Annotated in this window: 19 protein-coding genes; 14 read left to right on the top strand and 5 right to left on the bottom strand. The window is 52.2% G+C overall.

Going from position 1 to position 25,381, the window contains the following annotated elements; translation table 11 throughout:
- The first annotated feature begins 592 nt into the window (after window positions 1–592).
- From AD948_RS18695 to AD948_RS08265, 8 genes are all read left to right on the top strand, one after another.
- A complete protein-coding gene (locus tag AD948_RS18695; protein ID WP_248845967.1) occupies window positions 593–2,062 on the top strand; it encodes a TonB-dependent receptor plug domain-containing protein in 1,470 nt (489 codons plus the stop codon).
- Between the two features lie 60 nt (window positions 2,063–2,122).
- Window positions 2,123–2,965, top strand: coding sequence for a TonB-dependent receptor domain-containing protein (locus AD948_RS18690; protein WP_248845966.1), 843 nt, complete (start codon window positions 2,123–2,125; stop codon window positions 2,963–2,965).
- Window positions 2,966–3,150: 185 nt separating this feature from the next.
- Window positions 3,151–5,640, top strand: coding sequence for a phosphocholine-specific phospholipase C (locus AD948_RS08295; protein WP_061471466.1), 2,490 nt, complete (start codon window positions 3,151–3,153; stop codon window positions 5,638–5,640).
- Window positions 5,641–5,871: 231 nt separating this feature from the next.
- The gene (locus tag AD948_RS17735) at window positions 5,872–6,414 is read left to right on the top strand and encodes an RNA polymerase sigma factor (protein WP_211264458.1); all 543 of its coding nucleotides are present in this window, start codon (window positions 5,872–5,874) and stop codon (window positions 6,412–6,414) included.
- 136 nt (window positions 6,415–6,550) lie between these two features.
- A complete protein-coding gene (locus AD948_RS08285; RefSeq protein ID WP_061471473.1) occupies window positions 6,551–7,522 on the top strand; it encodes a FecR family protein in 972 nt (323 codons plus the stop codon).
- Window positions 7,523–8,128: 606 nt separating this feature from the next.
- Window positions 8,129–10,699 carry a TonB-dependent receptor gene (locus AD948_RS08280; RefSeq protein WP_248845965.1) on the top strand — a complete coding sequence of 857 codons (2,571 nt, stop codon included), beginning with the start codon at window positions 8,129–8,131 and terminating at the stop codon, window positions 10,697–10,699.
- 287 nt (window positions 10,700–10,986) lie between these two features.
- A complete protein-coding gene (locus tag AD948_RS08270; protein WP_061471463.1) occupies window positions 10,987–12,540 on the top strand; it encodes a PepSY-associated TM helix domain-containing protein in 1,554 nt (517 codons plus the stop codon).
- Window positions 12,540–12,878 (top strand): DUF3325 family protein, encoded by a 339-nt coding sequence (locus AD948_RS08265; RefSeq protein ID WP_061471462.1) that lies wholly within the window; start codon window positions 12,540–12,542, stop codon window positions 12,876–12,878. Before AD948_RS08270 ends, AD948_RS08265 begins: the two co-directional genes overlap by 1 nt.
- A 166-nt stretch (window positions 12,879–13,044) precedes the next feature.
- On the opposite strand, the gene AD948_RS08260 is transcribed toward AD948_RS08265, so the two are convergent.
- The 4 genes from AD948_RS08260 to AD948_RS08250 all read right to left on the bottom strand — a co-directional run bounded on the left by AD948_RS08260 (window position 13,045) and on the right by AD948_RS08250 (window position 15,594).
- Window positions 13,045–14,520, bottom strand: a complete 1,476-nt coding sequence (locus tag AD948_RS08260) for a M81 family metallopeptidase (RefSeq protein WP_061471461.1) — start codon at window positions 14,518–14,520, stop codon at window positions 13,045–13,047.
- 21 nt (window positions 14,521–14,541) lie between these two features.
- The gene (locus AD948_RS08255; protein WP_061471460.1) at window positions 14,542–14,904 is read right to left on the bottom strand and encodes a RidA family protein; all 363 of its coding nucleotides are present in this window, start codon (window positions 14,902–14,904) and stop codon (window positions 14,542–14,544) included.
- Window positions 14,905–15,019: 115 nt separating this feature from the next.
- Complete coding sequence (locus tag AD948_RS18970) at window positions 15,020–15,133, bottom strand: hypothetical protein (protein WP_408736061.1); 114 nt, start codon at window positions 15,131–15,133, stop codon at window positions 15,020–15,022.
- Complete coding sequence (locus AD948_RS08250; RefSeq protein WP_061471459.1) at window positions 15,106–15,594, bottom strand: alanine racemase; 489 nt, start codon at window positions 15,592–15,594, stop codon at window positions 15,106–15,108. Before AD948_RS08250 ends, AD948_RS18970 begins: the two co-directional genes overlap by 28 nt.
- Here AD948_RS08250 and AD948_RS08245 point away from each other — a divergent pair.
- Window positions 15,575–15,991: a zinc-binding metallopeptidase family protein gene (locus AD948_RS08245; protein WP_408736060.1), complete on the top strand. Its 417-nt coding sequence runs from the start codon at window positions 15,575–15,577 to the stop codon at window positions 15,989–15,991. The genes AD948_RS08250 and AD948_RS08245 overlap by 20 nt on opposite strands.
- A gap of 140 nt (window positions 15,992–16,131) precedes the next feature.
- Here AD948_RS08245 and AD948_RS08240 read toward each other — a convergent pair whose 3' ends face one another.
- Window positions 16,132–17,148 carry a 1-aminocyclopropane-1-carboxylate deaminase gene (locus AD948_RS08240; protein WP_061471457.1) on the bottom strand — a complete coding sequence of 339 codons (1,017 nt, stop codon included), beginning with the start codon at window positions 17,146–17,148 and terminating at the stop codon, window positions 16,132–16,134.
- Between the two features lie 154 nt (window positions 17,149–17,302).
- Here AD948_RS08240 and AD948_RS08235 point away from each other — a divergent pair, with 154 nt between their 5' ends.
- From AD948_RS08235 to AD948_RS08215, 5 genes are all read left to right on the top strand, one after another.
- Entirely contained in the window at window positions 17,303–17,767 is a 465-nt protein-coding gene (locus tag AD948_RS08235) for an Lrp/AsnC family transcriptional regulator (RefSeq protein ID WP_061471472.1), read from the top strand.
- Between the two features lie 624 nt (window positions 17,768–18,391).
- Window positions 18,392–19,078: a TetR/AcrR family transcriptional regulator gene (locus AD948_RS08230; RefSeq protein ID WP_061471456.1), complete on the top strand. Its 687-nt coding sequence runs from the start codon at window positions 18,392–18,394 to the stop codon at window positions 19,076–19,078.
- A 110-nt stretch (window positions 19,079–19,188) separates the two neighbouring features.
- The gene (locus AD948_RS08225; protein ID WP_237933588.1) at window positions 19,189–20,169 is read left to right on the top strand and encodes an efflux RND transporter periplasmic adaptor subunit; all 981 of its coding nucleotides are present in this window, start codon (window positions 19,189–19,191) and stop codon (window positions 20,167–20,169) included.
- The gene (locus AD948_RS08220) at window positions 20,150–23,284 is read left to right on the top strand and encodes an efflux RND transporter permease subunit (RefSeq protein ID WP_408736059.1); all 3,135 of its coding nucleotides are present in this window, start codon (window positions 20,150–20,152) and stop codon (window positions 23,282–23,284) included. The genes AD948_RS08225 and AD948_RS08220 overlap by 20 nt, the downstream gene beginning before the upstream one ends.
- Entirely contained in the window at window positions 23,281–24,717 is a 1,437-nt protein-coding gene (locus tag AD948_RS08215; RefSeq protein WP_061471455.1) for an efflux transporter outer membrane subunit, read from the top strand. Before AD948_RS08220 ends, AD948_RS08215 begins: the two co-directional genes overlap by 4 nt.
- Window positions 24,718–25,381 lie beyond the last annotated feature (664 nt).

Genomic DNA, 25,381 nt, shown 5'->3' with positions numbered 1-25,381 from the left:
ATTAGCCTATTTGGAAATCCTGAATGTCGATTGGCCCTAATAATCTGATGTTTCAAATGGCGCAGCGCTGAAAAATCCTCATCCCAAATTTATAGACAGGCCGAAGCTGAGAAATTACTTCTCCGCTCCACGGAGATGGATACCTTTGTGATCCTGAGCCTATATGAGGCGTATTGCTCAGCATTATCCGTTTCATCAAACGGCTGGCAACAAAGGTTGGATGAACCAATAGTGCATCTGCAACGCGCGCCCAAGGCTATCCTGAAGAAGTAATTTATTACATGGAAGTTAGAAAATGCTACTATATTCCAATATATATACAGATTGAATCTTAGTCTGGAACAACCCGCAAGGGAAAAGTGGTAAGATTCTCCCTTGGAATATCATTCCGGATTCTGATCGGTTAGTCCAATAATCCATCTGTTCATATTCGGAAGCCTCAGATTGTTTGATAAAACTGCTTCCCTTTGTAACATTGTTAAAGTTCTGTGACACTTTGGTTTTGTTATAATGAACTTTCCTGGATGGGGTTGAACGGAGAAAGGTTTTCGGGGAGTTGGGGGCCGACCTTTGGTTCATTGGACGGGCTACCATGAAAAAAATCTTGTTTCTCACAACGTGCTGTTTGTGTTTCCAGAACGTTGCTATACCGGCACGGGCTCAGAGCAGCGCAGATCAAAATCCATCACACAAGAAAACGTCAGGTAGTCAGAAAAAAGACGCCGCACGCTCTAAAAATAGAAACGAAACCATTGATGTAACTGAACGCCGCAAAGTGGCTGGTGGTGGCATGATGGTGCGGCACACAATAGCCAAAACGGTCAGTTCACTTTCTCATAATTATATAGAGATGCAGTCGCCGACTTCCACTATTGAGTCTCTGATTTCGACGTTGCCCGGCGTTGTTTCAGCAAGCGAAGGTCCTCTGACGACTTCTTTTTCTACACTTCATATTCGCGGTATGGCTCAGGCTGAAATTGGCGTGACGTTTGAAGGCATGCCTGCTGCTAATCCTTTCACATACAGCACCTACACTCCCTCTCTTGTTGACAGCCAAAATATGGGCCAGGTCAATGTTATGCAGGGGGCAGTTGACATCAATTCTCCCACATACAATGCAACCGGTGCCGAGATTTCTGCCAGCATAAGAGGTCCTGAGGATCATCAGCATGTGCATGTTGCGGGGTCTGGTGGTTCCTACGGAACAAACAAGGATTTCATCCGGTATGACACTGGAGAAATTGGCCATACTGGCGTACGTGCTTTTGCGTCTGGCTCTTATTCCCGCGGGGATATGTGGCGTGGTGTGGGTGACATTGAAAGATGGCATGTTGATTCTGCTCTGACCAAGCAGTGGGCACCCGGCAGCGATTCAAAAGTCATTTTCGGCTGGACGAAGGCCGCGCAGGGAGAATGGCTCTATCCTTCTCTCGCAAACTGGAAAAAATATGGGATGAAATATGGTCTGGATGACCAATATAGCCCAGGAGCCACCCATTACGTTGGTCTGAACGGCAAGAATACTGGGGCGGTTTACGGGACGCTGAAGAATCATTTCAGTTTTGGGAATGGTTTAAGTCTTGATGCTCAGGCCTATTCAGTCGAATTCCACGGGCCTTACTATTATGGGGCGACTCTTCCTGTCAAAAATGGTTATGTTGGTGCTCAGAGTTACAATTCTCTCGACAACTACCAAAATCTTCCCGGATATGATCCGACAAATAAAAACCTTACCACTGCCGAACTTTCAAACTGGTACACCTTGTCGTCTGGATTGGTGCTGACGGGGCATTGGCAGCACAAATTCAATACACTTAGCCTGACGTATTGGTATTCTTACGCGCAGGAAGCAGCCCAGATGAGGTTCTATCCTGTTAACAGCAAAGGGCAATGGAATGGAAATGGAGCGGCATTGACGGCCAATGGTGGCATTCCGCTTGGCGAAGATAATGAAAACGGATTGCAGCAGCTTAATAGTTTCGCTGTTGATGATAAAATGTCCTTCCTGAACGGCCGCCTGACAATTGACGGTGGCATCAGAATGGCCATGGCAAACCGGTAATATACACAGGATCTACCGGGCGTTGTGGGCAGTAACTACAAATCTATCAAGAACGTTTTTGTGCCCTCTCCACAGGTGTTGATCAACTATAATTTCAATTCCCATCATCAGATTTACGTTAACGGAACAACTGGATATCACCTTCCGGGCTCGCTAAGCTCGCAGCTTGCATCATATAGTCGTACAACTGGCAAGGCACAGTCTCTGCCGTTGGCTGATTACAAGCCTGAATATATGATCACCGAGGAACTCGGGTATCGCTATAACGGGCTTTTCATGGCCAATGTTGCGGGTTTCCATTATAATGTAACCAACCATCAGATTTCCGCGCAAAGCTACGTGGAAGGCTCTACTTCTACCATCTCCCAGTTGATCAACGCAGGTGGGATGGAGGCCTATGGTGTGCAGGCTGAAATCGCAACACGCCCCTGGCACCATATCAGTGCCTATGCTTCCGGCCAGTATATGCACACCAGAAACGGCAATAACATTGCCTATAGTGGGGATTATCTGCGCACGAAAGGGAAAGAGGAAGTTGGCGCCCCCAAATACTCTGGTTCACTGGGTCTGACCTATAATGACGGCAAGTGGTTTGGTAACTTTACTTTGTCCTATACCGGTTCGCAGTATGCAACACTCATGAACGACCAGCATATTCCCGGTTACATCACTGCCAATCTTGGTGTTGGCAGAACCCTGCCGAAGATTGGGCACGTGACCCCCAAAATCAAACTCAATCTCGTTAACATGGGGGATGAACACTACTTGTCTTCAATGTATGGATATACAGCCGCGGCTACCACGCAAAAGGGTGTGTTTGGAACAACGATCAAAGGGTCGAGCCCGACCTATGTGATTGGCTCTCCATTCGTTGCCATGGGTACCATTTCCGCAGACTTTTAATGGTGCATGGGGTAGGGCTCTGAAAATTGGCTCAGCCTGATTTGATGAGAGCAGTCTGGAAAGGTAAGGCGGGAATGATATGTTTTTGTGCCAAGACATATCTTCCCGTAGAGAATGCACGCAGCTTGCTACACCACGTTAACCAATCTAAAATTTTTTCATAAGATGGACGAGAGGGTAGGACAGTGACAACACGTAGAGATTTTTTGAAATACGCCCTCTTGTCCGGTGCCGCAGCCGGATCGGCTTCGGCGTTGCCTTCATCCATCCGCCGGGCTTTTGCCATTGCGCCGGACGTCGGTTCGACATGGAAAGATGCGGACCATGTTGTTATTCTTATGCAGGAAAACCGGTCATTTGATCATGTTTTCGGCACTCTTCAAGGTGTTCGCGGATTTAATGACCCGCGTGCAATACGTCAGCCAGACGGGGTTCCGGTTTTTGCGCAAACCAGCAAAGCGGGCGAGACTTATCTGCCTTGGCGGTTAAACATCAAGGATACACGTGTGACCTGGATGGGTTCAATCCCTCATTCACGTGACAGTCAGGTCGATGCATGGAACGGCGGTGGTCATGATCAGTGGATTGACGCCAAAAAGTCGCATCACAAGGGATATGACAAATATCCACTGACGATGGGGTATTACACACGCGAAGACCTTCCCTTCTACTATGCTCTGGCTGACGCCTTTACTGTATGTGACCAGAATTATTGTGGCGCAATGACCAGCACCACACCCAATCGTCTGTTGTTCATGACCGGAACGGTAAGGGATAAGCAGGACCCTTCATCAAAGGTGTATATGCGCAATGGTGAAATCCTTGAAGGAGGGATGACATGGACCACCTTTCCCGAACGGTTGGAACAGGCAGGTATTTCCTGGAAATATTATCAGAATGAACTGACGCAAACTGGCGGTATGAGTGAGTCAGAGCGCGCGTGGCTTGGTAATTTTGGCACCAACGTTTTGGAATGTTTCGATCAGTATTGTGTTTCTGCCAATCCGGGTTTTGGAGACTGGCTTGAGGCCCGGATCAGTGAGTGTCAAAATCATATCGAGCGTCTGGATAGCCGGGAGATGCTCGTGTCCGAGGCTCATAATGAACAGTTGGTCGAAGCGCGTGCCTTGCTTGATGTCCTTCTACGGAGGCGGTCCGTTGTTGGCCACACAAAAGAGAAACTGACACCTTCAGAGCAGGCTCTGTTCGAAAAAGCGTTCGTTATTAACAGCGGAGATAAAGATTACCGTAAACTTGAGAAGTTGGCCTTTCATGATGGAGAAAAATCTCTGCATATAGAAGCGCCGAAGGGCGATATTCTTCATCAATTCCGTCAGGACGTGAAAGCAGGAGATTTGCCAACGGTTTCCTGGCTCTCTGCGCCGGGGCATTTTTCCGATCACCCGACCTCTCCGTGGTACGGAGCGTGGTATGTGTCAGAAGTGATGGACATTCTGACTGAAAATCCGGAAGTCTGGAAGAAAACCATTTTTATCATCACTTACGATGAAAATGACGGGTATTTCGACCATTGTTGTTCGTACGTTGCATCTGATCCCAAACGCCCCGAAACAGGTCGCTCCTCGGAAAGCATCGGGCCGGATGGGCTCGAATATACCACTGCCAAGGACGAAATAGATTTGGGTGTGCCGGCTCATCTGGCGCGTAGCGGTCCGATTGGCCTAGGTTTTCGCGTGCCAATGATTGTCGCCTCGCCCTGGAGCCGCGGCGGGTGGGTGAATTCACAGCTTTTCGAACACACCTCAACACTGCGCTTTCTGGAAGCATTTGTTGAGGAAAAGTTTGGCAAGACGGTTAAGGAGACCAATATTTCGCCATGGCGGCGCGCGATCAGCGGTGACCTTACATCGTGTTTCCGCCCTTATGATGGGTCGATCCCGACCTTACCGTATCTGAACCGCGATGCTCATTTGCATATGATTGAAGAAGCGCGCGATCGACCTATGCCGGGTGGATTCCGCGCCCTTGCTGCTCCTGAGGTCTCCGCGCTGCGTGCCGCTCCCGCAGACGTTCGCAAGACTGTCCAGCAGGAGCCTGGCACCCGCCCCGCCAGCGCTTTGCCCTATGAGCCCTACTGTGATGGCGGGCTCGAACAAAGCGGAGACGTAATTGCTCTGCGTCTGCGTGCGGGGAAGGGCCTTCATGGAAGCCGTGCAGCAGGCCTGCCGTTCAATGTGTACTGTCATGACGTTAAGACTGCTTCCGGCATGCAAGCGGCTACGTATGCCGTCGCGGCGGGTGATACGTTGAATACGGCTTTCGACGCGTCCTCTTTCAAGAATGGATTGTATGATGTTTCAGTTCATGCACCGAATGGCTTTTACAGGGCTTACAAAGGCCGATTGAAAGGTCTTCAGCTTCATACGGAAGCCCATTACCTGCGTGCCAGAAAGAAGGACCTTATCCTGCGCCTGACTAATCGGGGGAGTAAGACGGCGAATATTGTCAGCGTGATGAAAGGGCAGGAAGAACCGAAAGCCATCACGCTGTCACCGGGGCAAAGCACCGAAGTTGCGTTCGATCTGGCAAAGTCCTCAATGTGGTATGATATTGTGTTGACCAGCCCAGATGATAGCGATTTCCGGTGGCAGTTTGCCGGTCGGGTTGAGACAGGGCATCCGGGACAAACCGATCCAGCAATGGGAGTGGTATAATCCGGTTGTTGAGTCAGCCATGTGCTGATTTGCCCTGAGAACTTATGGTCTGGCCGCTTCGTGCGGTCCAGCCCAAATGTGCAAAGCCATGGGATTTCTCAGGCACTCACCTTCCTTGTGAACCAGTTACCAGAATGCCTCCTTTGCTGGTTAAGCGCCCCTGCTATGATTGCTAAATGGTGCGGTTTATGGCATCGCGTTGAGAAATAATCTCAACTCTGCATCTGACCGGTGGCGATTGAAGCCTCTGGAGGGGGCCTTGCGTTGGACCGGAAGCGCACATCGCTGGAACTCTATCAGACACATAGGGCCAGCCTTCTCTCTTACGCAGCCCGTCTTTCAGGAGATAAGACGGCTGCTGAGGATATCGTTCAGGATGTGTGGCTATTGTTCAGCCGCCAGCAGATTGAGACAATCTCAGCACCCCTGAATTATCTTCGGACCATGGTCCGCAATCTGGTGATTACCCGCGTGCGCAGGCAGGGGTTGGAGGGCGCAGCCGGCACGGACTTTGAAGCCGTGACGGCAGAAATGGCTGACGGGCAGGTAACGCCAGAAGAAAACGTGGCCTCTCGTGAAGCCATGAAGCGCATTCTGGACGCGATTGCCAGCATGCCCGATCCGCGTCAGCGGCAGGCAATCTGTCTGTACCATTTTGAGGGGCTGAAACTACGGGAAATTGCCGCTCATCTTGGGTTGTCCGTAACGCGTGTCCATAGCCTTATTGAGGACGGCATGGTGATTTGTGATCGCGTCCGCAAAGAAGGGCTGTAGCGTCGCGTGAGATTTCGAAATCGACGGAAAAAACGTCTCCGCTGCGTGTCTGTAAGAATAGATGGCTCTTCGGCTTCCGCTCCATGCGCGAGATCAGGTCGGCTATCCTTGTGCGCCATGGGAGGCATTGCTCGTTATGACTGAACGGAAAACGCCAGCCCATGCCGCCGCTGCCTGGTATCTTTTTCTCCGCGAGGACCCGAATGACGAAGATCTGAAACGCCGTTTCAGAGAGTGGTTGGCAAGTGATCCGGCGCACGCACAGGCATGGGCCGACATGAACGAGACGGCTTCTGTCATGGCAGCGGTCGGGTCTCCCTCTCGTGCGCTGGCTCGCCCCCCTACGCCTCGTAGCTTTGCGAGGCAGAAGCGCGCACGTTTTGCTGCTAAAAAGCTTCTACCGGGTTGTGCGTTGGCGCTGGCGGCGGCTTTTGCCGCGCTGACATTCATCACGCCCGACATGATTGTGAGGCTCAGAGCAGACAGCTATGCGCCTGTTTCCGAGACACGTGACATTCATCTGGATGATGGGAGTGAGGTTATACTCGCTCCTCGTGCTGCCGTTTCAATCACGATGAACGCTTCTGAACGGCGTATTCGCCTGCTTCAAGGGGAAGCGTTGTTCCAGGTTCACCATGACGCAGCTCGCCCTTTTCGTGTAACGGCTGGCGACGTCACGGTGACGGATATTGGCACGGTTTTCGATGTCCAGACGAAGAGCAACACGACTACCGTAGCCGTGCAGGAGGGGAGGGTGCATGTGGCCTCCCGCCGATCCGGGGTTGTCGATCGGGATCTTTCTGCTGGAGAGTGGGAGCGGATAAGCATTGGCGATGTGACGAGAGGCATGGTTCCCAGCGCGGTCGTGGGAGCTTGGCGAGGCGGGACGTTGATTGCACGCAACGACACCATCGCCGATCTGGTTGCAGCTCTTCGACCATGGACAGCAACCAAGATAATCTTGGCCGACCATACCTTGTCGCAGAAGCGGGTGACTGGAACATATGATCTGCACCAGCCCGAAGCATCATTGCGTCTGATTGTCGATGCGTATGGCGGGAAAGTGTCATCGTTGATGTCTTGGGTCGATATTGTTACCGGCCCGTGAAGAGTTATTTTTACCTTTTTCTGCGGTGCCTGTGGCAAGAGCCTTAAAAGACGTCATTGATGATAGGTAATTTCTGTTTGGACTTCCTGCGTGGACTGGAAACAATTTTGTTGCCCACCGCGTTACGGTGTTGTCCACATCGGGGATGCAGGACAATTTCAAGTAACGTGTAATCCCGGAAACTGTCCTGTGATCAGGCAGGGCAGAGACCGTCACATTCCCTGAGGTCGATCTATTTCTGATCCGTTTGCAGGTTTCTGGTGTGAAGGCATTGGAGACGACGGACATCTTTTGCCCATGCTGCCTTTACGCCTGATCTATGCAGTGGCTACAGCAATCAAGAGAAACAATAAATTCCATAAATATATCAAATGGTTATGAATAAATCGGCCAACTTCTTCCAAAAAAATATCTTGGAAAAGGGAAAAAACGCATCGTTGCCATATCTATCTAAGTGAAAGCCAATAATGCAAATGACTTGCATTATGAAGACTGGCACGACCGCACAGGATGGAAGACGCCGCGACGATGAGACCTCTTGTTAACCCTCAGACGCTTTTTCCCGTAACGCGGGCAGCGGTATCCCGCATTCCCGGAAAAAGTCTCTTGATAAAACGGTCTTGGGCCAAGCAGCGTCAATGTGATGAGACTGTTTTCCTCGCTGAACGTCTCTCTGCTGACACCTTTCCTGCAGGCAGCGTGTCAGGGCGTGGCGTGTCTGCGGCTCTGTTGTTTCTGGCCGCCTGCACTGCCCTGACACCATTGATAACACGTAAGGCCTGTGCGCAAACGCTGATTTCCAGTAAGCCGGGTAGCGCGACGCCTTCCGCTGTGCCAGCAACGACCTTCAATATTCCTGCAGGTTCTCTGTCAGATGCACTTGTGGCTTTCAGCACGCAGGCCCATGCTCCTCTGACCTCACAGGCCCCGATGCTTGCAGGCAGGACAACCGGTGGCCTTCATGGACGCTTCGCTCCATCTGAAGCGCTTGCACGTCTTTTGAACGGAACCGGGCTGACATATCTGCCCGATGGAGCACATGCTTACAAGATTGTTCCTGCTTCTACCGCTATTATGCTTGGTCCGGTGCGCGTTGCAGGAAATATGCAAAGTCGTGTTCCTGCTACAGCCATGATTGGCAATCTGCCATCAGCCCTGCCGGGTGGCGAGATTGCGCGGGGCGGCCAGCTCGGGATGCTGGGCAACCGGGATGTGATGGATACGCCGTTCAATCAGACAAGCTATACGGAAGAATTTATCGAAAAGCGTCAGATCAGAAGCATTCGTGATGCATTGAAGGATGATCCCTCAGTGAGAGCCGGGTTCGCAACCGGCAGCGCCGGGGTGGAGCGGTTGCAGATACGCGGCTTCAATATTGATAACGTGGATATATCCTATGGTGGCCTTTACGGAATGATGCCTTTTGGTGGCATTACAGCCGAACTGGCTGAACGGGTGGAAGTGCTTCGCGGTCCTGCTGCGTTACTCAATGGTATGTCGCCTGGTGGTGCGGTTGGGGGTGTTGTCAACATTGTCCCCAAGCGTGCAGGGGATAAGCCACTTTCAAAAATTGAGGCGGATTATACATCCAATGCGCAATTTGGTGGCCATGCCGATGTTGGCCGGCGTTTTGGTAAAGAGAAGCAGCTTGGTGTTCGTGTGAATGGTATGATCCGTTCCGGACCCACCGCAATTCCCTATAACGCCATGAAGACGGCCTTGGTTGGAGCGGGAGTGGATCTGCGGCTTCACCGTCTTCGGTTGTCAACAGATTTTGGCTATCAGTATCGAGACATTGAGGGCGTTCTCCCATTTTTTCAACTTGCATCCGGCATTCCCGTTCCGGATGCCGCTCGGGCGAAAAGAAATTTTAATTTACCCGGCACTTATCTGCACGGAGAAGACATATTTGGTGTTTTCCGTGGAGAGTTTGATCTTTTCCGAAATTTTACAGCATATGGTAGCGTCGGTGTTCATGACTACTCCCTCAAAGGCGCGTATTTCCAGCAGATAGTCGTCAATGATCTACAAGGGGATTCAAGGGGGGCTACGCCCATCGGGGTCGGTCAACGTGCTCGTTACCTGACTGCGGAAGTGGGTGTGCGCGGCAAAGTTGTTAGCGGTCCCGTCACGCAGGACCTGGCATTCTCGGCTAATCGCCTTGATCTTGATTTCGGGCGTCTGTTTGGCGTCAATACGGGACTCCCAGCATATAATCTTAATATTTATAATGGGGCAGGGACGTTTTCTTCAGGAAACCAGATATCTGTTCCCAATCATGTCGGGACAACAAGTGTTTCCACATTATCAAGCCTCGCCTTTGTGGATACGATTTCGGCACTGGACAAACGTATCCAGGTAACGGCAGGTCTGCGGGTCCAGCGCGTTCAAAGTGCGAATACCGGTTCGGACCATGTCGGAACAAAAACCGGCGTCTATGACAGAACAGCGGTCAGCCCTTCTGTGCTTGCGGTCTTCAAGCCTCTGAAGAATGTCTCGATTTACGGTAACTGGATTCAGGGGCTCCAGCAGGGAACTGTTGTTGCCTCAACTTATGCCAATTCAGGACAGATTTTTGCACCCTATAAATCGACCCAGTATGAAGTTGGCGTAAAAGCGGATTTGAAAAAATTTATTGTAACTTTTGATGTGTTCCAGATATCGCAGCCAAGCACGGTTACGGATGTCAATACCAACACAATGTCTGTCAATGGGCGGCAGCGTAATCGGGGGCTGGAACTGAATATAGCTGGGGAAATTGTGCATGGATTGCGTGCCACGGGTGGCGTGATGCTTCTGGATCCAATCCTTACACATACCCAAGGTGGTGCCACGGATGGTCAGCGGGCTGCCAATGCATCGCCCCTTAATTTCAATATGGGTCTGGATTACGATCTACCGTTCGTCAGGGGTCTTTCAGTCACGGCCGATGTTATGTACACGCATTCGGAATATATCGAAACAGGAGCCAATCGTAGAAGTATACCCGGATGGGTAAGATTGGACATGGGTGCGCGTTATGCGATGAAGAACCCCGCGTCCAAAGACGGAAAACTCTCGTTTCTTCTCAATGTCGATAACATAACTAACGAACGTTACTGGAATTCAGGAGGGTATAATTATCTGTCCTTAAGCGCCCCCAGAACAGTCCGTTTTGCGGTCATGGCTGATTTCTGATGTCCAGCTCCTGGCTGAAAGTCGTGGCCCGGATCCTTCTTGCCGTGGGCGGAGGCTATTTTGCTTCCTCCGCGGTTATGGAAATTTTCTGTTTTCTTCTTGTGGCTTTGGGTATGTCGCGCTCAGATGCTGTCACATTGGGGATCATGTTCGTTTTTGTCCTTTATCTCTGCCTCTTGCTCTGGGTCTTCGCTGAAACGACCTTGTGGCGGTCTGCCGCAGTGTTCTTGCTGCTTATTGTCTGTGGTTATGGGTTTAGTTCCTTCGTTGCGCACGGACGCTAAGTGATGAAACAGGATTTCCGTCGTTCCATGGGCTGGTTGCACACATGGGCAGGTGTGGTTCTGGGAAGCATTCTTTTTGCAATTTTCTGGATGGGTACGCTTTCGGTCTTCGATAGTGAGATTGACCTTTGGATGAAACCGGCGACACGTGTAGCACCTGCCCACACTCTATTGCCGCTTGAGCGTTTCCGTTCGTCACTTGATGAAGCAATCGCGGCGAAAGCGTCGTTCTGGAACGTCACGCTCCCGAGTGATCGGGATGCAGTGTTTCACACGCGCTACGGCACCAGAAAAAAAATGATCAGTCGTGATATTGATCCCGTAACGGGACACATGTTGCCGGATTCTGGGACATTGGGGGCGACTGAATTTATTTTTCCATTTCATTACACTCTTAACATTGAGCTTATGAATTCGGGTGAATGGATAGTAGGGCTGGCTTCCATGGCAATGCTTGCCCTGTGCATTACCGGCGTAATCATTCATCGCAAGATATTTGTGGATTTCTTCACATTCCGGCCACATGCGAACCCCCGGCGGATGTTATTGGACCTTCATAATATTTCCGGTGTTCTCGGCTTACCCTTTCACGTTATTCTAACATTTTCCGGACTGGTTATTTTGGGGGCTACCTATTTTCCTGCCGGTGTGAACGCAGTGTATCCAAACACGCGCGCTTACTTCTTTGAGTCAAATGGTCTTTCATTTCTATCCGTAAAACATGGAAAACCCGGGGCGCCGGTGGTTTCGCTGGATGAGGCAGCCATGCGGGCCCGTTCTGTGTGGGGCGGGGATAATCCCCATCTGGTTCTGGTGGCCAATCCCGGAATGACGACAAGCCGGATTGCTTTTTTTCGCGGAAGTGAGAGGCAGGTCGTTGTTGATAGAGATGTCATAGCGTTCGATGGCCCCACAGGACAACTTATCTCAAGAGCATCCCGCCTGACACCGATCATGCGGGCACAGCGTTTTCTGAGCGGATTACATTTGATCGAGTTTCGTCAATGGGTGTTACGCTGGCTCTATTTTCTGCTGGGGCTGGGTAGCTGCGTTTTGATCGCGACCGGTTTCCTGTTCTGGCTGGAATCACGGCGAAAGAGGCAAGGGACACAGATCGGTTTCCGCTTGGTGGAGGGGATAGCCGCGGGTTCCATTACGGGGATTATCCTTGCGACACTGGCATTCTTTATTGCCAACCGCTTGTTGCCGGACGGAGCGCGCTTTTGTGGTTTGGAGCGTGCGTCTCTGGAAGTCAGCGCTTTCTATTTGGTCTGGCTTGCGGCGTGCGTGCATGGCTGGCTCCGGCCCCGGCAGGTCTGGATCGCGCAATGTGTCGCAATAGGCCTTCTGGCAAGTGCAGCAGCGGTGCTGAATTGGATCACCACAGGGGACCATCCGCTAAGAACATTCTTTGTGCGCTATCTGTGGCCTGTAGGCGGCATGGATGCGCTGTTACTGGTTGGGGCTGCGTTGTCTTTTCTGACGGCGCTTTACCTGTCTCGCCGCGTGCGACATAGAGCGGTCGTCATCCGTTCGGCTAGAGGGGAGGCTATCTGATGGTGGATTGCCTGTTTTCCTTCGGCCTTGGTCTGATGCTGTTTGTCGGCTTTGCGCTGTTGGTGCTGACGCAATTTGTGCACCGTCGCGCGACGGGCACTGCAGAACTGCCACCTCGCCGCGCGACGCAAGTGCGGTTGGTGGCGATACTGCTGCTGGTTCTTGCTCTGGTTATTGCTGTCCAGAATGAAGGGGGCGGGTTCGGATTTCTATTGTGGGCCAGCCTGATGTCGCTTACTGCCTGCGGTGTAGCGTTAATTTTGGGATATTGGCCCTACCTGCTGGCACCGGTAGCGAGAACATTGGAGAAGGATTTAATCCGTCAAACGCGACTATAAATTCGTCATCTGTTTGATCCAGTTTACTCTGTTACAATTTAAAGCATATCAGATAACAGGCGTTAGTTAGCGGACTGATAATAAGAAGGAAGAAAAAAGCCTTCGATTAGTCCCATTGTTTTTCTACATATTAACAAGAGGGTGTCTGCCGCTTTGATCTGTCCGGTCATGTCCCGTGAGGATTTTCGACAATTGGCCAGAGCGGCCGGGTGAGTTTTCTATAATTTGTCCGGCGTGCGTCTGACGGATAGTGCGTCCCGGCATCGACGTACAAGATCGCTGCCGCAACGGGCTCGAAGGCTGCGTAGAAGTGATTTGTCGATTTCACGACCAGAATTTTCTTCGTCGTGATATCAATCCCTATACCAGAGAAGATATCGGGATCGAATGTCTGTGTCCGGTTGGTATTCAGAATAATGTCGATATGCGTACCTTCAATCCGTACCACAGCGGAAGGCCCAAGTGGTACACGGCTTTTTCCAAAACTCTCCCAGGCTTCGGAAACAGCTTTCAGCACCGTTACAGTCGCATCAATCGGATCGCCAGCTCCAGGTCCGCTTTTGCCGCCAAACCGAAGCTGAATACGCGCACCTTCACCGGCCGCGTGACAAAAAGTCACGGCAATTGGGTCCCAGATGGTCGCAACGGCAATGTCGTCCATGCCTGCATCCAGCAGTGCCTTCAGAATGAGCGTGCCATCACCGGCCACTCCACCCCCTGGGTTGTCCCATGTATCCGCCAGAACGATGGCTTGGGTTACGTCGCCTGCAAGCAGATCACGCGCTGCTATGAGTGCATCAATGATGCTGTGCTGCGTCATCCGCGTTCTGCCACGTAGCGCGAAAAGTTCCATGCCTTTTTTATGCGCAAGTCTCTCGCCGAACTCAGCCGCATTATCGGTCACAATAACAATTCTTGCGCCCATTTCCGGCACATCTCCGGCCAGAAAACCATGAATCAGTGACGCGCTCAATATCGGAGACTGATGTTCCAGAGCTTTAAGGCTATCGACAAAACCCCGCATAGGTTGCTGACTGGTCGGAAGCACGTCAATCATCCGGCAGTCGAATACAGAAATAACCGGCCTAATCTCACCCCGTGCGGCCCGCAGGACGAGGTCTACCACTTGCTCAGCTCGTTCAACGAAATCAGTATGAGGAAATTCAAGGAAAGCATTAAGAATGTCGAGATTCTCGACACGTTTTGGGGTCAAATGACTGTGGGGATCGAAAGTCGCACCAATCACTGCGTTCCGGCCAGCGATCTGACGGACGCGATGAGCCAGATCGCCTTCGCAGTCGTCATAGCCCTGCGCCACCATCGCGCCATGCAGCCCGAGCACCACCGCGTCAACAGGCAAGGCAGCGCGTAACTGATCCAGAATTTCGTCGCGCAGGGACTCATAAGTTTGGCGTTGCACCAGTCCTCCTGGCTCTGCCCAGGTAGCGGTTCCTTCGATCAGTTCAAAGTCTTCCGCTAAGGCTCGGTCACGGAGGACAGTAAAAGCAGCCGAACACAGTGTTGGTGTTACCGGATGATGACCAGGCGCCGCGTAAAACGCTGTCTGGAAACTCGCGCGATCCGTAGGAACGGGCGAGAACGTATTGGTCTCCGTGGCGAGAGACGCGACAAATACCTTCATGGCGCAGGTCTCTGCTTTCGTTCAGAGTGGCTTATATGCGATGGCATCAATTTCGACAGTAATATCAACCATCAGGCCGGATTCGACTGTCGTGCGGGCGGGAGGCTCGCTCGGAAAATACGATGCATAGACAGTGTTAAAGACGGCAAAGTCCTTCTTATCGGTCAGTATCACAAAAGTTTTGATGACATCGGACATCGTGCATCCGGTCTCTTCAAGAAGAGCTTTGATATTATCGAGAACCACTGCCGTTTGCACCGAGACATCGCCCTCGACGATTTTACCGTCCTTCACAGGAACCTGACCAGAGACATACACAAAATCGCCAGCGCGGACGGCTGGAGACAGAGGAACATGCGATGTGCCGAAAACTTTCTTTGTCATAACGCTAGCCTTTCAAAAAAAATTATTTTTTGTAAACTTATAATGCACCAAAACAGGGTTTTGGCTCTTTACCTTGAAACTTGTAGAGAGACATAATCTTTCTGATCTTGGTAGATCAGACAACGCGCCCTCTAGCTACGACCGGGAGCGCATCGATGACACGCTCTCCGGACACCAGATAAACCGTATCGAACATGTTGCTCACGACGCAGGCATGATTCGGGACGATCCGAACCTGTTCACCAATTTCCGGAAGTCCGTTTTCCGAACGAAGAATCCCGCGTCAATAATTGCACGGTCGGACAAGGGTTTGCTCACGACCGTTGCCAGGATTGTCAGGGCACAGTCATCTGGTGTCGCTGCGCCGACAGCAACCTGTGAGCGATCCATATAAATGTAAGTCCCTGGCCGGTATTCGGTTACACCGGGAACCGTATGCGCCTTCCACAGATCGGGTGTACCGCCGGCTGAAACAGTCTTTACGTCAATGCTGGCTTTTTCAAAACTGGCCAGAATTTCAGCCAGTCGTTCAGCCATTTCTTTTGTTCCGCCTGCTGCAGGATATGTCATCAGCCCGGCAAACCGTGCTCCACCTTTCAGTGCCGAGGCCAGCGCAATGGCTTCATCCGGTGTCTGAACGCCGCAACGGCCTCCACCTGTATCGCACTCGATGAGCACATCGAATGTCACACCTGCGTTCCGTCTTGTTGGCCAGACGCCGCGTGATACGTCACTTGCCGATTTCATCCTGCCGCTTATTGGTGGTCGTGCTTCCATGGGGTCTACCGATGTCGGTGATGTCAGCTGGACCGTTCCCACTGTTCAGGCTCTTGGCGCTACCTGCGCTATCGGCACACAGCTTCACTCCTGGCAGATGACCGCCCAGGGAAAGTCGAAGATTGCCCATAAAGGCATGGTGCATGTTGCCAAAATCATGGCGGCTACTGCCACGGATATTATTCGCGACAAAGCGCTACTTGATGCCGCCAAAGCTGATCACGCAGAGCGGCTTAAAATCCAGCCCTACATCTGTCCAATTCCTGACGATGTCGGGCCGGATCTTCAGCCTGTCCCTGTTGCTGTCTGATCCGGGTTGGTGGCTTTGCCCGGGAGTATCTTTCGGGGAAAGCCCCGAAAGATACAAAGAGTAGAGCCTTTTTTGAGGCTGATCGCTCAGTACACAAGAGGCAAGGGGAACCTATGCCTTTTGTTTCTTACAGGCAGCCATTATCCGTTACGGAATGTGTAGCTGTATCCATTGATCGCGGGAGCTCCGCCAAGATGGGCATAGAGAACTTTAGAGCCCTTTGGAAAGAACCCCTTTTTCACAAGATCGATCAGCCCTTGGATCGATTTTCCTTCATAGACAGGGTCCGTGATCATCGCCTCTGTACGCGCAGCGATCCGCATAGCTTCGACTGTTTCTTTTGAAGGCACGCCATAGGCAGGATAAGCGTAATCTTCAATCAGAACGACATCATCACCGGCTATGGCAGGACCATCCACCAGTGCTGAGGTTTTCTGCGCAATATCGAGCACCTGCGCTTTCACCTGCTTCGGTGTAAATGAGCCATCAATGCCGATAACCTGTCGGGCGCGTCCATCATCGGCAAAACCCACGATCATGCCGGCATGTGTCGAACCGGTAACTGTGCAGACAATGATAAAATCGAACTTCACACCCATTTCGGCTTCCTGAGCCCGGACTTCCTCCGCGAAGCCTACATATCCCAGCCCGCCATACTTATGTACCGATGCACCCGCCGGAATGGCATAAGGTTTTCCGCCTTTTGCTTTGATCTCTTCCATGGCATTCAGCCAACTGTCCCGAATACCGACATCGAACCCTTCGTCGACGAGCTGAGACTCTGCTCCCATCAGACGGGTCATCAGAATATTACCGACACGGTCATAGACAGCATCGTCATGCGGAACCCAGCTTTCCTGAATGACGTGACATTTCATGCCAATTTTTGCTGCAACGGCCGCAACCAGTCGGGTGTGGTTGGACTGTACGCCACCGATGGAAACAAGGGTGTCGGCTCCGGAGGCAATCGCATCCGGTACGATATATTCCAGTTTGCGCAGTTTATTGCCGCCCATAGCCAGACCGGAATTACAGTCCTCGCGCTTGGCATAAATTTTGACATCCCCACCGAGGAAGTCTGTCAGGCGGGGCAGATATTCGATCGGGGTGGGACCAAATGTGAGCGGATAACGTTCGTAGCGGGCCAGGTTGAGCATGATCGCCTTCTCCAGATGGAAAACACGAAAAATATGTCACATTCGATATGAAATGTGCTTTCATAGTTTGATATAAGAATGATGTATGTTTTATATTTTATCGGTAATAAGGAAGAAAAAGTGAATCTTTATAATAAATATGGAATATTCTTTCATGCTTGAGGAGCTGGATCGGATCGACCGGCGTCTCCTGCGGCTGCTCCAGAAAGACGGCCGCATGGCAAATGCCGAAATGGCGCAAAGGGTTAACATCAGTGCAGCCACATGCCACCGGCGAGTGCAGCGACTAATCGCTGACGGCTACATCCGCAATATTCGTGCTCAGCTTGAACCGGCGCATCTCGAGTTGGCGACTTTGGTTATTGTCGGTGTTGTGCTGGACCGTTCGACCACGGACAGTTTCGAAACTTTTGAGCAGGCCGTGCGTGATATGCCCGCCGTTCTGGATTGCTATCTTGTTGCCGGAGATTTTGATTATTTTTTGAAGATACGCGTCAAAGATATGGCCGATTTCAATCGGTTCCATGCATCCCGGTTGCTCGCCCTGCCTGGTGTCCGCCAGACCCGAACTTTCTTCGTTATGAAAGAAGTTGTCGATGGGAGTCCGCTCGATATCTGATCGTGATAAAGCTGAGCTATGTTGAAAATGACCGTGTCGGTTAAGGCTGACGACTGTGGCCTGCTGATTGAGTAGAGTTCACGGTTTCGTGTTTCGTCTAGAGTTCAAGCAGAATGATCTGATAGTCCATGCTACTTCCTGAAAGGATTGGCTGGCACAATGCACGAACCTGAATGCGATCGTGCTGAGCGGATGTAGATGCCCTGCAGAGAACGGGTAGGAAGATCAGTTGGTTTAAATGGAAGATACTCCGCAAGAACCCCCGCTCTTAAGAGTTCGATGCCTACCATTTTCATTCAGATGACACTCTCCTCATGTGTCATATTTGCTGTCATGACACATGGAAATGGTAGAAAACAGATAACTCTCCTTTTTCGGTCAGTTCCGAATCATGACTCATTGAGAATGTTACTGACAGAAAAGTTCGGATTGAGGGGCGGAAGGTTTGATTTAGGGCAACCTTAAGAAGTAGGCCGTCCTCAGGGGTTTGTCTGTTCCCTCTTATTTGTCGTAACGAGAAAACGGATTTGTAGTCTCGAAGCAGTTCGCCCATGTCGTATAACACACTTGCGAGACGAGAACGTCTCGTATATTTTCTGTGTTAACATGCATTGGGGAAAATTCATGCCGGACAGAGACAAAAAGAAGAAAGTTTCAGGGCGGCCTGATAGCCGGGTCTCCGAGGAGCTGGATCTTCTCATCCTGAAGACTGCTAGCCGACTGTTTGGAGAACAGGGCTATGCCGCCACCTCCGTCGAACAGATTGCAGCGGTGGCTCAGGTGGGAAAGCAGACCATCTATCGTCGGCATCCCTCCAAAGAGAGTCTCTTCAAGACAGTCATTTCGGAGCTGGGCAAAAGTTTCCTCGTGGCGGCAGCGCCGTTGGACTCCGTGGTTTCCAGCGATCCACTCCTGACATTGCGCAAGACGATGCGGATGCTTCTTGATCTGGTTCTAAGCCCCGAGACACTCTCTCTCAGTCGAACTTTTATCGCGGAAGGGTGGCGTTTTCCTGATCTGGTGAATCATGCCGGGGCGCATATTTTTGACCCACTTGAAGACCTGACCTGCAGGCTCCTGACGGCTGTCTCAGATGCCGGCCTTTTGAAGGAATCTTGTGATCTAAAGGAAACAAGTCGATTGTTTTCAGGGCTTTGTCTGGGCCTCCCTCATCAGCAGCTGCTGTTTGGACGTGATATTCTGACAACCGCCAAGGAACGGGATGACTATCTCGATCATGCCTGGGCGGCCTTCATGACGGGAATATTGCGCCCGCCCGTTTCCAAACCCACCAGAGTGAGGACGGCATGAACAAGCAAACCTTTCTATATAGGACAGGCCTTTGCACTTTTTTGCTCCTCACGCTGCCTGCGTGTCACAAGAAAGCGCCTCCACCTGAAATCAGGCCAGTCCGTTCTGTCGTGGTCCAACCGAGTGCGGATGGAAATGCCGAGTTCCTGACAGGACAGATTGCCCCGCACCGCATTGTCACTCTGTCTTTCCGTCTGCCGGGCAAGATTGTGGAGCGCGCGGTGGCGACGGGGGATCAGGTGCATGCAGGGCAGGTGCTGGCGCGTCTGGACGATACCGAGGCCCGCCAGACGCTGCGTGCTGCCGGTGCGGACGCGCAGGCCGCCAAAGCGTCCCTTGCGCAAGCGACACCGTTGCAAAAGCGCGCGACGGCTCTTCTGCCCGATCAGGCCATTTCACGTAATGATTACGATGAGGCGATCCTGCGATACCGTACGTCCCAGCAAGCTGTGCAATCGACGGAGGCACGCGAGCGGATTGCACGGGAGGAACTGGACCACACCCGTCTGGTTGCCAACGCCGATGGTGTCATTACGGACCGTCTGGCAGAGGTTGGCGAAGTGGTTGCTGCCGGCCAACCTGTCCTGCGTCTGGCTGAGGCAACTGGACGTGACGCCCAGTTTGATGTCTCCGGCGATCTTCTGCGCGCCGGTCTTGCAACAGGGGCGACGATCACCGTCTGCCTCGATGCGAACCGCCATATCTGCGCGGATGGGACGCTTTACGAACTGGCACCGGATGCGGATGCACTGACCCGCACCTATCGCGCGAAGGTCCTTCTTCAGGCACCGCCTGCCGCCATGACGTTAGGTGCCGTGGCGGTCGGACGGCTTGACGCCAGGAACGCTTCCGACATCCATCTTCCGCCATCGGCTCTGACCGCGCAGGATGGAAAGCCTGCTGTATGGGTTGTCGCGTCTGATACAATGACTGTCACATTGCGCCCGGTTGAAGTCTCCCGATATGCCGCAAATGACGTGACGGTTGCCTCGGGCCTGAAGGCCGGAGAGCGTGTTGTAACAGCCGGCGTGCAGGCGCTTTATCCCAACCAGAAGGTTTCATTGCTGGACGATGCCGATGTCCGCCCCTGAAGAATCCTTGCCCGAAAAAGCCGGACCCGATGAAAAAGAAGGGCGTAGTCTGAACCTTTCCAGCTGGTCCATTCGGCATCGTGCGCTGGTCCTGTTCTTCATGATCGTGATCGCCGTTGCCGGAATTCGATCCTATTTCAATCTTGGCCGAAATGAGGACCCTCCCTTTACGGTCAAGACGATGGTTGTTCAGGCCATGCTGCCGGGCGCAACTGTTGAGGAAACGACGCACCAACTCACTGACAGGATCGAAAAGAAACTTCAGGAAACGCCTTATTTTGATTACGTCAAAAGCTATACTGTTGCAGGAAAAACTACCATCCTGGTCAATCTTCTTGGCAGTACACCAAAGAATCAGGTCGCGGATATCTGGTATCAGGTTCGCAAGAAGGTCGGTGACATCAGGCCTTATCTTCCCGCTACAACAGTGGGGCCATTCTTCGATGACGAATTCGGGGATACCTACGGCATTATCTATGCGTTTACGGCAGATGGTTTTTCTCATCGTGACCTGAAAGATTACGTTGAAACCGTCCGTGACGAACTGTTGCACGTGCCAGATGTCGCCAAGATTGAAACGCTTGGTGCACAGGACGAAAAGATTTTTGTTGACGTGTCGAGCCGACATCTTGCGCGTCTGGGCATCAATGGCGCAATGATCGCAGCGGCACTTCAGGCACAGAATGCGCTTGTTCCTTCCGGTTCAATAGATACCGGAAAGGAGCAAATTCTCGTCCAGCCAACAGGAAAATTCAATTCTGTTGAAGACGTTGCCAACGTGACGCTTTATGCGGGCAACCGGAAGGTTCGTCTGGGCGACGTTGCCACCATCACACGCGGTTATGCCGATCCGCCCCAAACCCTGTTCCGCGTAAACGGGCAGGATGCTGTTGGCCTGGCGCTGTCCATGACCAAAGGCGGCAATGTTCTCGCACTGGAAAAGAATATTTCCGCGAAGATGGCCGAGCTTCACGCACGCATGCCCGTTGGGATTGAGGCACATCTCGTCGCCAATCAGCCCAAGGTGGTCAAGGAGGCGGTCGGTGACTTTACCGAGGCATTGTTTGAGGCCATCGCCATTGTGCTTGGCGTCAGCTTCCTCAGTCTGGGTGGTCGGGCAGGCACCGTGGTGGCGTTCTGCATCCCGTTTGTGCTGGCGGTTGTATTTACCAGCATGGAACTGCTGGGCATCGACCTGCAACGGGTTTCACTCGGCGCTCTGATTATCGCTCTTGGTCTTCTGGTCGATGACGCCATGATTACTGTCGAAAGTATGGTCAGCAAACTGGAGGAAGGCTGGAGCCTTCCCCGTGCGGCGACTTTTGCCTATACCTCCACGGCGTTTCCAATGCTGACCGGTACTCTGGTTACAGTGGCGGGTTTTGTGCCCGTTGGCTTTGCGCACAGTGTTGCAGGGGAATATACGTTTTCCCTGTTCGCGGTCGTTGGGCTCGCCCTTATCATATCGTGGTTTGTCGCCGTTCTGGTTGCGCCCCTGATTGGCGTGAGCATTTTGCGCGCCCGTCCAGAAATGGCGGGGAAAACACATGAGGAACCCAAAAAAGGACGGATCATGGTGGCGTTCGAGCGTTTTCTGCTCCTCACCATGCGTCATCCGCGCTTGACCGTCGGACTGAGCCTTGGCGTGCTTCTTGTGGCCCTGTTACTGTCGCCGCTCATTCCAAAGCAGTTTTTCCCGGCTTCGGACCGTCCGGAACTTCTGGTCAATCTTTCGTTGCGACAGGGTGCGTCCGTCAAGGCGACGAGTGATGTATCACGCGCGCTGGACGCTATGCTGCGAGACGATCCCGATATCGACCACTGGAGTTCCTATGTGGGCAGGGGAGCGATCCGTTTTTATCTCTCTCTTGACGAGCAGCTTCCGAACGATTTTTTCACTCAGACTGTTATTGTGGCCAAGGATGCAAAAGCCCGCGAGCGCGTGCGTCATCGCCTTGATGTGAAATTGAGTCGGGAATTGCCGGATATCGTACACGGCGTGTTCCCGCTGGAACTCGGCCCTCCCGTAGGCTGGCCTGTCCAGTATCGGGTTTCCGGTCGGGACCCGGACAAAGTCCGTCATTATGCCCAGGATGTCGCGCGCATGATGGCAGAAAGTGACAAGCTGCGGCTGATTAATTTTGACTGGGGTGATCCAGCACGCAAATTGCGGATTGATGTGCGTCAGGAAGAAGCGCGTCGGCTTGGTCTCTCTTCTGCAGCGATTGCACTGGCCATCAATTCGACGGTTACGGGCATGACTGCAACACAGGTGCGAGACAGTATCTATCTGGTCGATGTCGTCCTGCGTGCGAAAGCGGAAGAACGCCTTTCCATAGAAAGCCTGCGCAATCTCGATATCCGTTTGCCGAATGACCTTACGGTGCCGCTTTCTACGGTAGCGACTGTTTCCTATGTGGAAGATTATCCGCTCATCTGGCGTCGGGATCGCCTGCCAACCATGACGATCCAGGCACAGCTTCGCGATGGCGTTCAGGCCGATACGGTGGTTTCCACATTGGCTGGCAAGATTGCCGATTTCAACGCGCATCTGCCGCCCGACTATCATGTAACGGTCGGCGGGACAGTGGATGAGGCTGCAAAGGCACAGAATTCGGTCATTGCCGTTACGCCGGTCATGGCGCTGATTATGATGGCCGTGCTGATGATCCAGCTTCAGAGCTTCAAACGCCTTGCACTCGTGCTGAGTGTGGCCCCCTTTGGGCTGATTGGCGTTGTGATAGCGCTTCTGCTCACGGGTAATCCCATCGGGTTTATCGCGCTGATCGGGCTTGTCGCGCTAGTGGGTATGATTATCCGTAATTCGGTCATTCTTGTGCATCAGATCGAGATTGAGCAGCGTGATGGCAAGACGGAATGGGATGCTGTGGTCGCCGCAGCCATGATTCGTTTCCGTCCCATCATGCTGACGGCCGTTGCCGCCATTCTCGGTATGATACCCATTGCATCAAGTGTTTTCTGGGGGCCAATGGCGGACGTCATTATGGGAGGGTTGGCCGTTGCTACGGCGTTGACGCTGATTTTTCTTCCATCGCTTTATGTCCTGTGGTTTCGCGTGAAGGAGCCTTCACCTACGATAGAGGTGGCGTCATGAGAAAGTTCCTTTACTGTCTTCCTCTTTTTCTTGCGGGGTGCTCTTGGCTTGCTCCGGATTACACACGCCCAGCCGTAACGCTGCCGACGACATGGAAGGGTGTCCGCGCTGTCACACGGGATGATCATGCATGGTGGCAGCGCTATGGTGATCCGGTGCTTGACCAACTGGAGGAGGAAGCCGCGCACCATAATGATGATCTGGCGCTGGCTAAATCCAGTCTGTCGCAGGCGCAGGCCCAATACAGCTACGCGTTTGCAAATCAGCTTCCGTCTTTGTCTGTTGCGGGTACGGATGCGTATGGCAAATTTGCAGATGGCCATGTTCGTGCCCTGGGGCAGAGTTTCCGGTTCCCCAACAAGACAAGTAATTTTGGCTTTGTGGGGGGCATGCTGAATTACGAACTGGACCTGTGGGGCAAGAATGCCAGCCTGAGCAACGCGGCCAAAGCGGGGGTTCAGGGGGCTGTTTACGCGCAGGATGCGGCGCGTCTGTCGGTGGCGGCGGCTGTAGCAAAACTCTATTTCAGTCTGCGTGCCTTGGATCGTAATGTCGCCATTCTAAAGGATAGTGTCCGGACGCAGGACGAGATTCTTGCACTCGTTCAGCACCAGTATGACGTTGGGGCTGTGGATGCGCTTCTGGTGCAAGATGCCACGGAACGTCGTGATGCCATCCATGCAGCGCTACCGGACATGGAAGATCAACGCAACAATGCGGAAAGCGCACTGGCTGTTCTGGTTGGGCGTTCACCGCAGGATATCGTTCAGGCGGAAATGCCCAGAGGTCGTGACCTGCAGGAACTTAGCGTGCCTCAGCCAACACCCTCGGTTCTGCCATCGGAACTTCTGGAACGCCGTCCGGATATTGCAATGCACGAGCAGATGCTGATCGCGAGCAATTTCAACATCGGATATGCACGGGCAGCCTATTTCCCCAGTATCTCTCTGGCGTCTCTCGCCGGGGTAAACAATATCGATATCGACAATCTCTATCGGGCTACCAGCCGATCATGGACGTTAGGAGCGGCTATGGCAGCGCCCGTTCTCGATTTTGGACGCACGGCCAGCGGTGTCAGGCTGGCGAAAGCGAATAAAAACCAGCAGGTTGTCCTTTATCAACAGTCCATTCGCGCGGCTTTCAAGGAAGTCCGTGATGCACTTCTGGCTCAGAATACCGCATCGGAACGTGATGCCGATAACAGGGCACGTGATGGCGCAGCGCAGCAGAAGCTGCATCTGATGACACTCCGCCAGGAACAGGGATATGCAAGCCGGATTGATGTATTGGCAGCACAATCAACTGTCCAGCTAGCAGAACTGTCTCAAGTACAGGCCCGGTTGCAGCGCCTGGATGCATCGGTCGATCTCTACAGAGCGACTGGCGGTGGTTTTACGACGATGCCCACAAAGGAAAAAGATTTAAATATTTAGGAACCATGGGTATTCATGAAGACTGAACAGTTCTTCTTATGACAGACATGAAGGCGAGAACGGTCGTCAATCACAACATTTAAAGAGTAAAAGGATGAATGGATCCTTACAACCTTAAGATTTCCAGCCTCCGTCTGATCATCATGAAAGATATGAACAGGAAGGGAAAGACGGCGGCTACCGTGTTAGTTTCTTTTGGAAATGCCGATGGATGTCGCCCGTTCGATGGAAAGGGCTATCTAACAGACATGCTGTCCAGCATTTAAAAAGGTCAGTCGACCAGAATGAAGGGGGAGTGGCGTATCTCGTTTTTTTTCTAACGACCTTATCTTCATCTCAGCCATATTCCTGTAATGAATACTCTGAGGTTCCGGAACAAGAGAACCCCCCACTGCCAGATAACATGTGTCGCGTGATCTGGAACGATCTGATGTCTCCTCAGATATCCCGCCCGGCTTCGGTTTCATTAAGCCACATTGGCTTGCGCCTCCATCCATTTTTATGCACGGACGCATTGAAATCGCGGCGTGAATAAACTGCATAAATCTTGGTGTGTATCGGGCAATCATTCGGGTCTTGCAGGCAAGGATCATTATCGCTCATATCCTCAGAATTCTGAGAAAACTTACTCACATGTTTTTTTTTGCGTAAAATTGTAAACTTT

The organism is Acetobacter senegalensis, from assembly GCF_001580995.1.
Taxonomy (GTDB): domain Bacteria; phylum Pseudomonadota; class Alphaproteobacteria; order Acetobacterales; family Acetobacteraceae; genus Acetobacter; species Acetobacter senegalensis.
The sequence above is the reverse complement of the archived record's forward strand: the minus strand, read 5'-3'. Positions and strand labels throughout refer to the sequence as shown.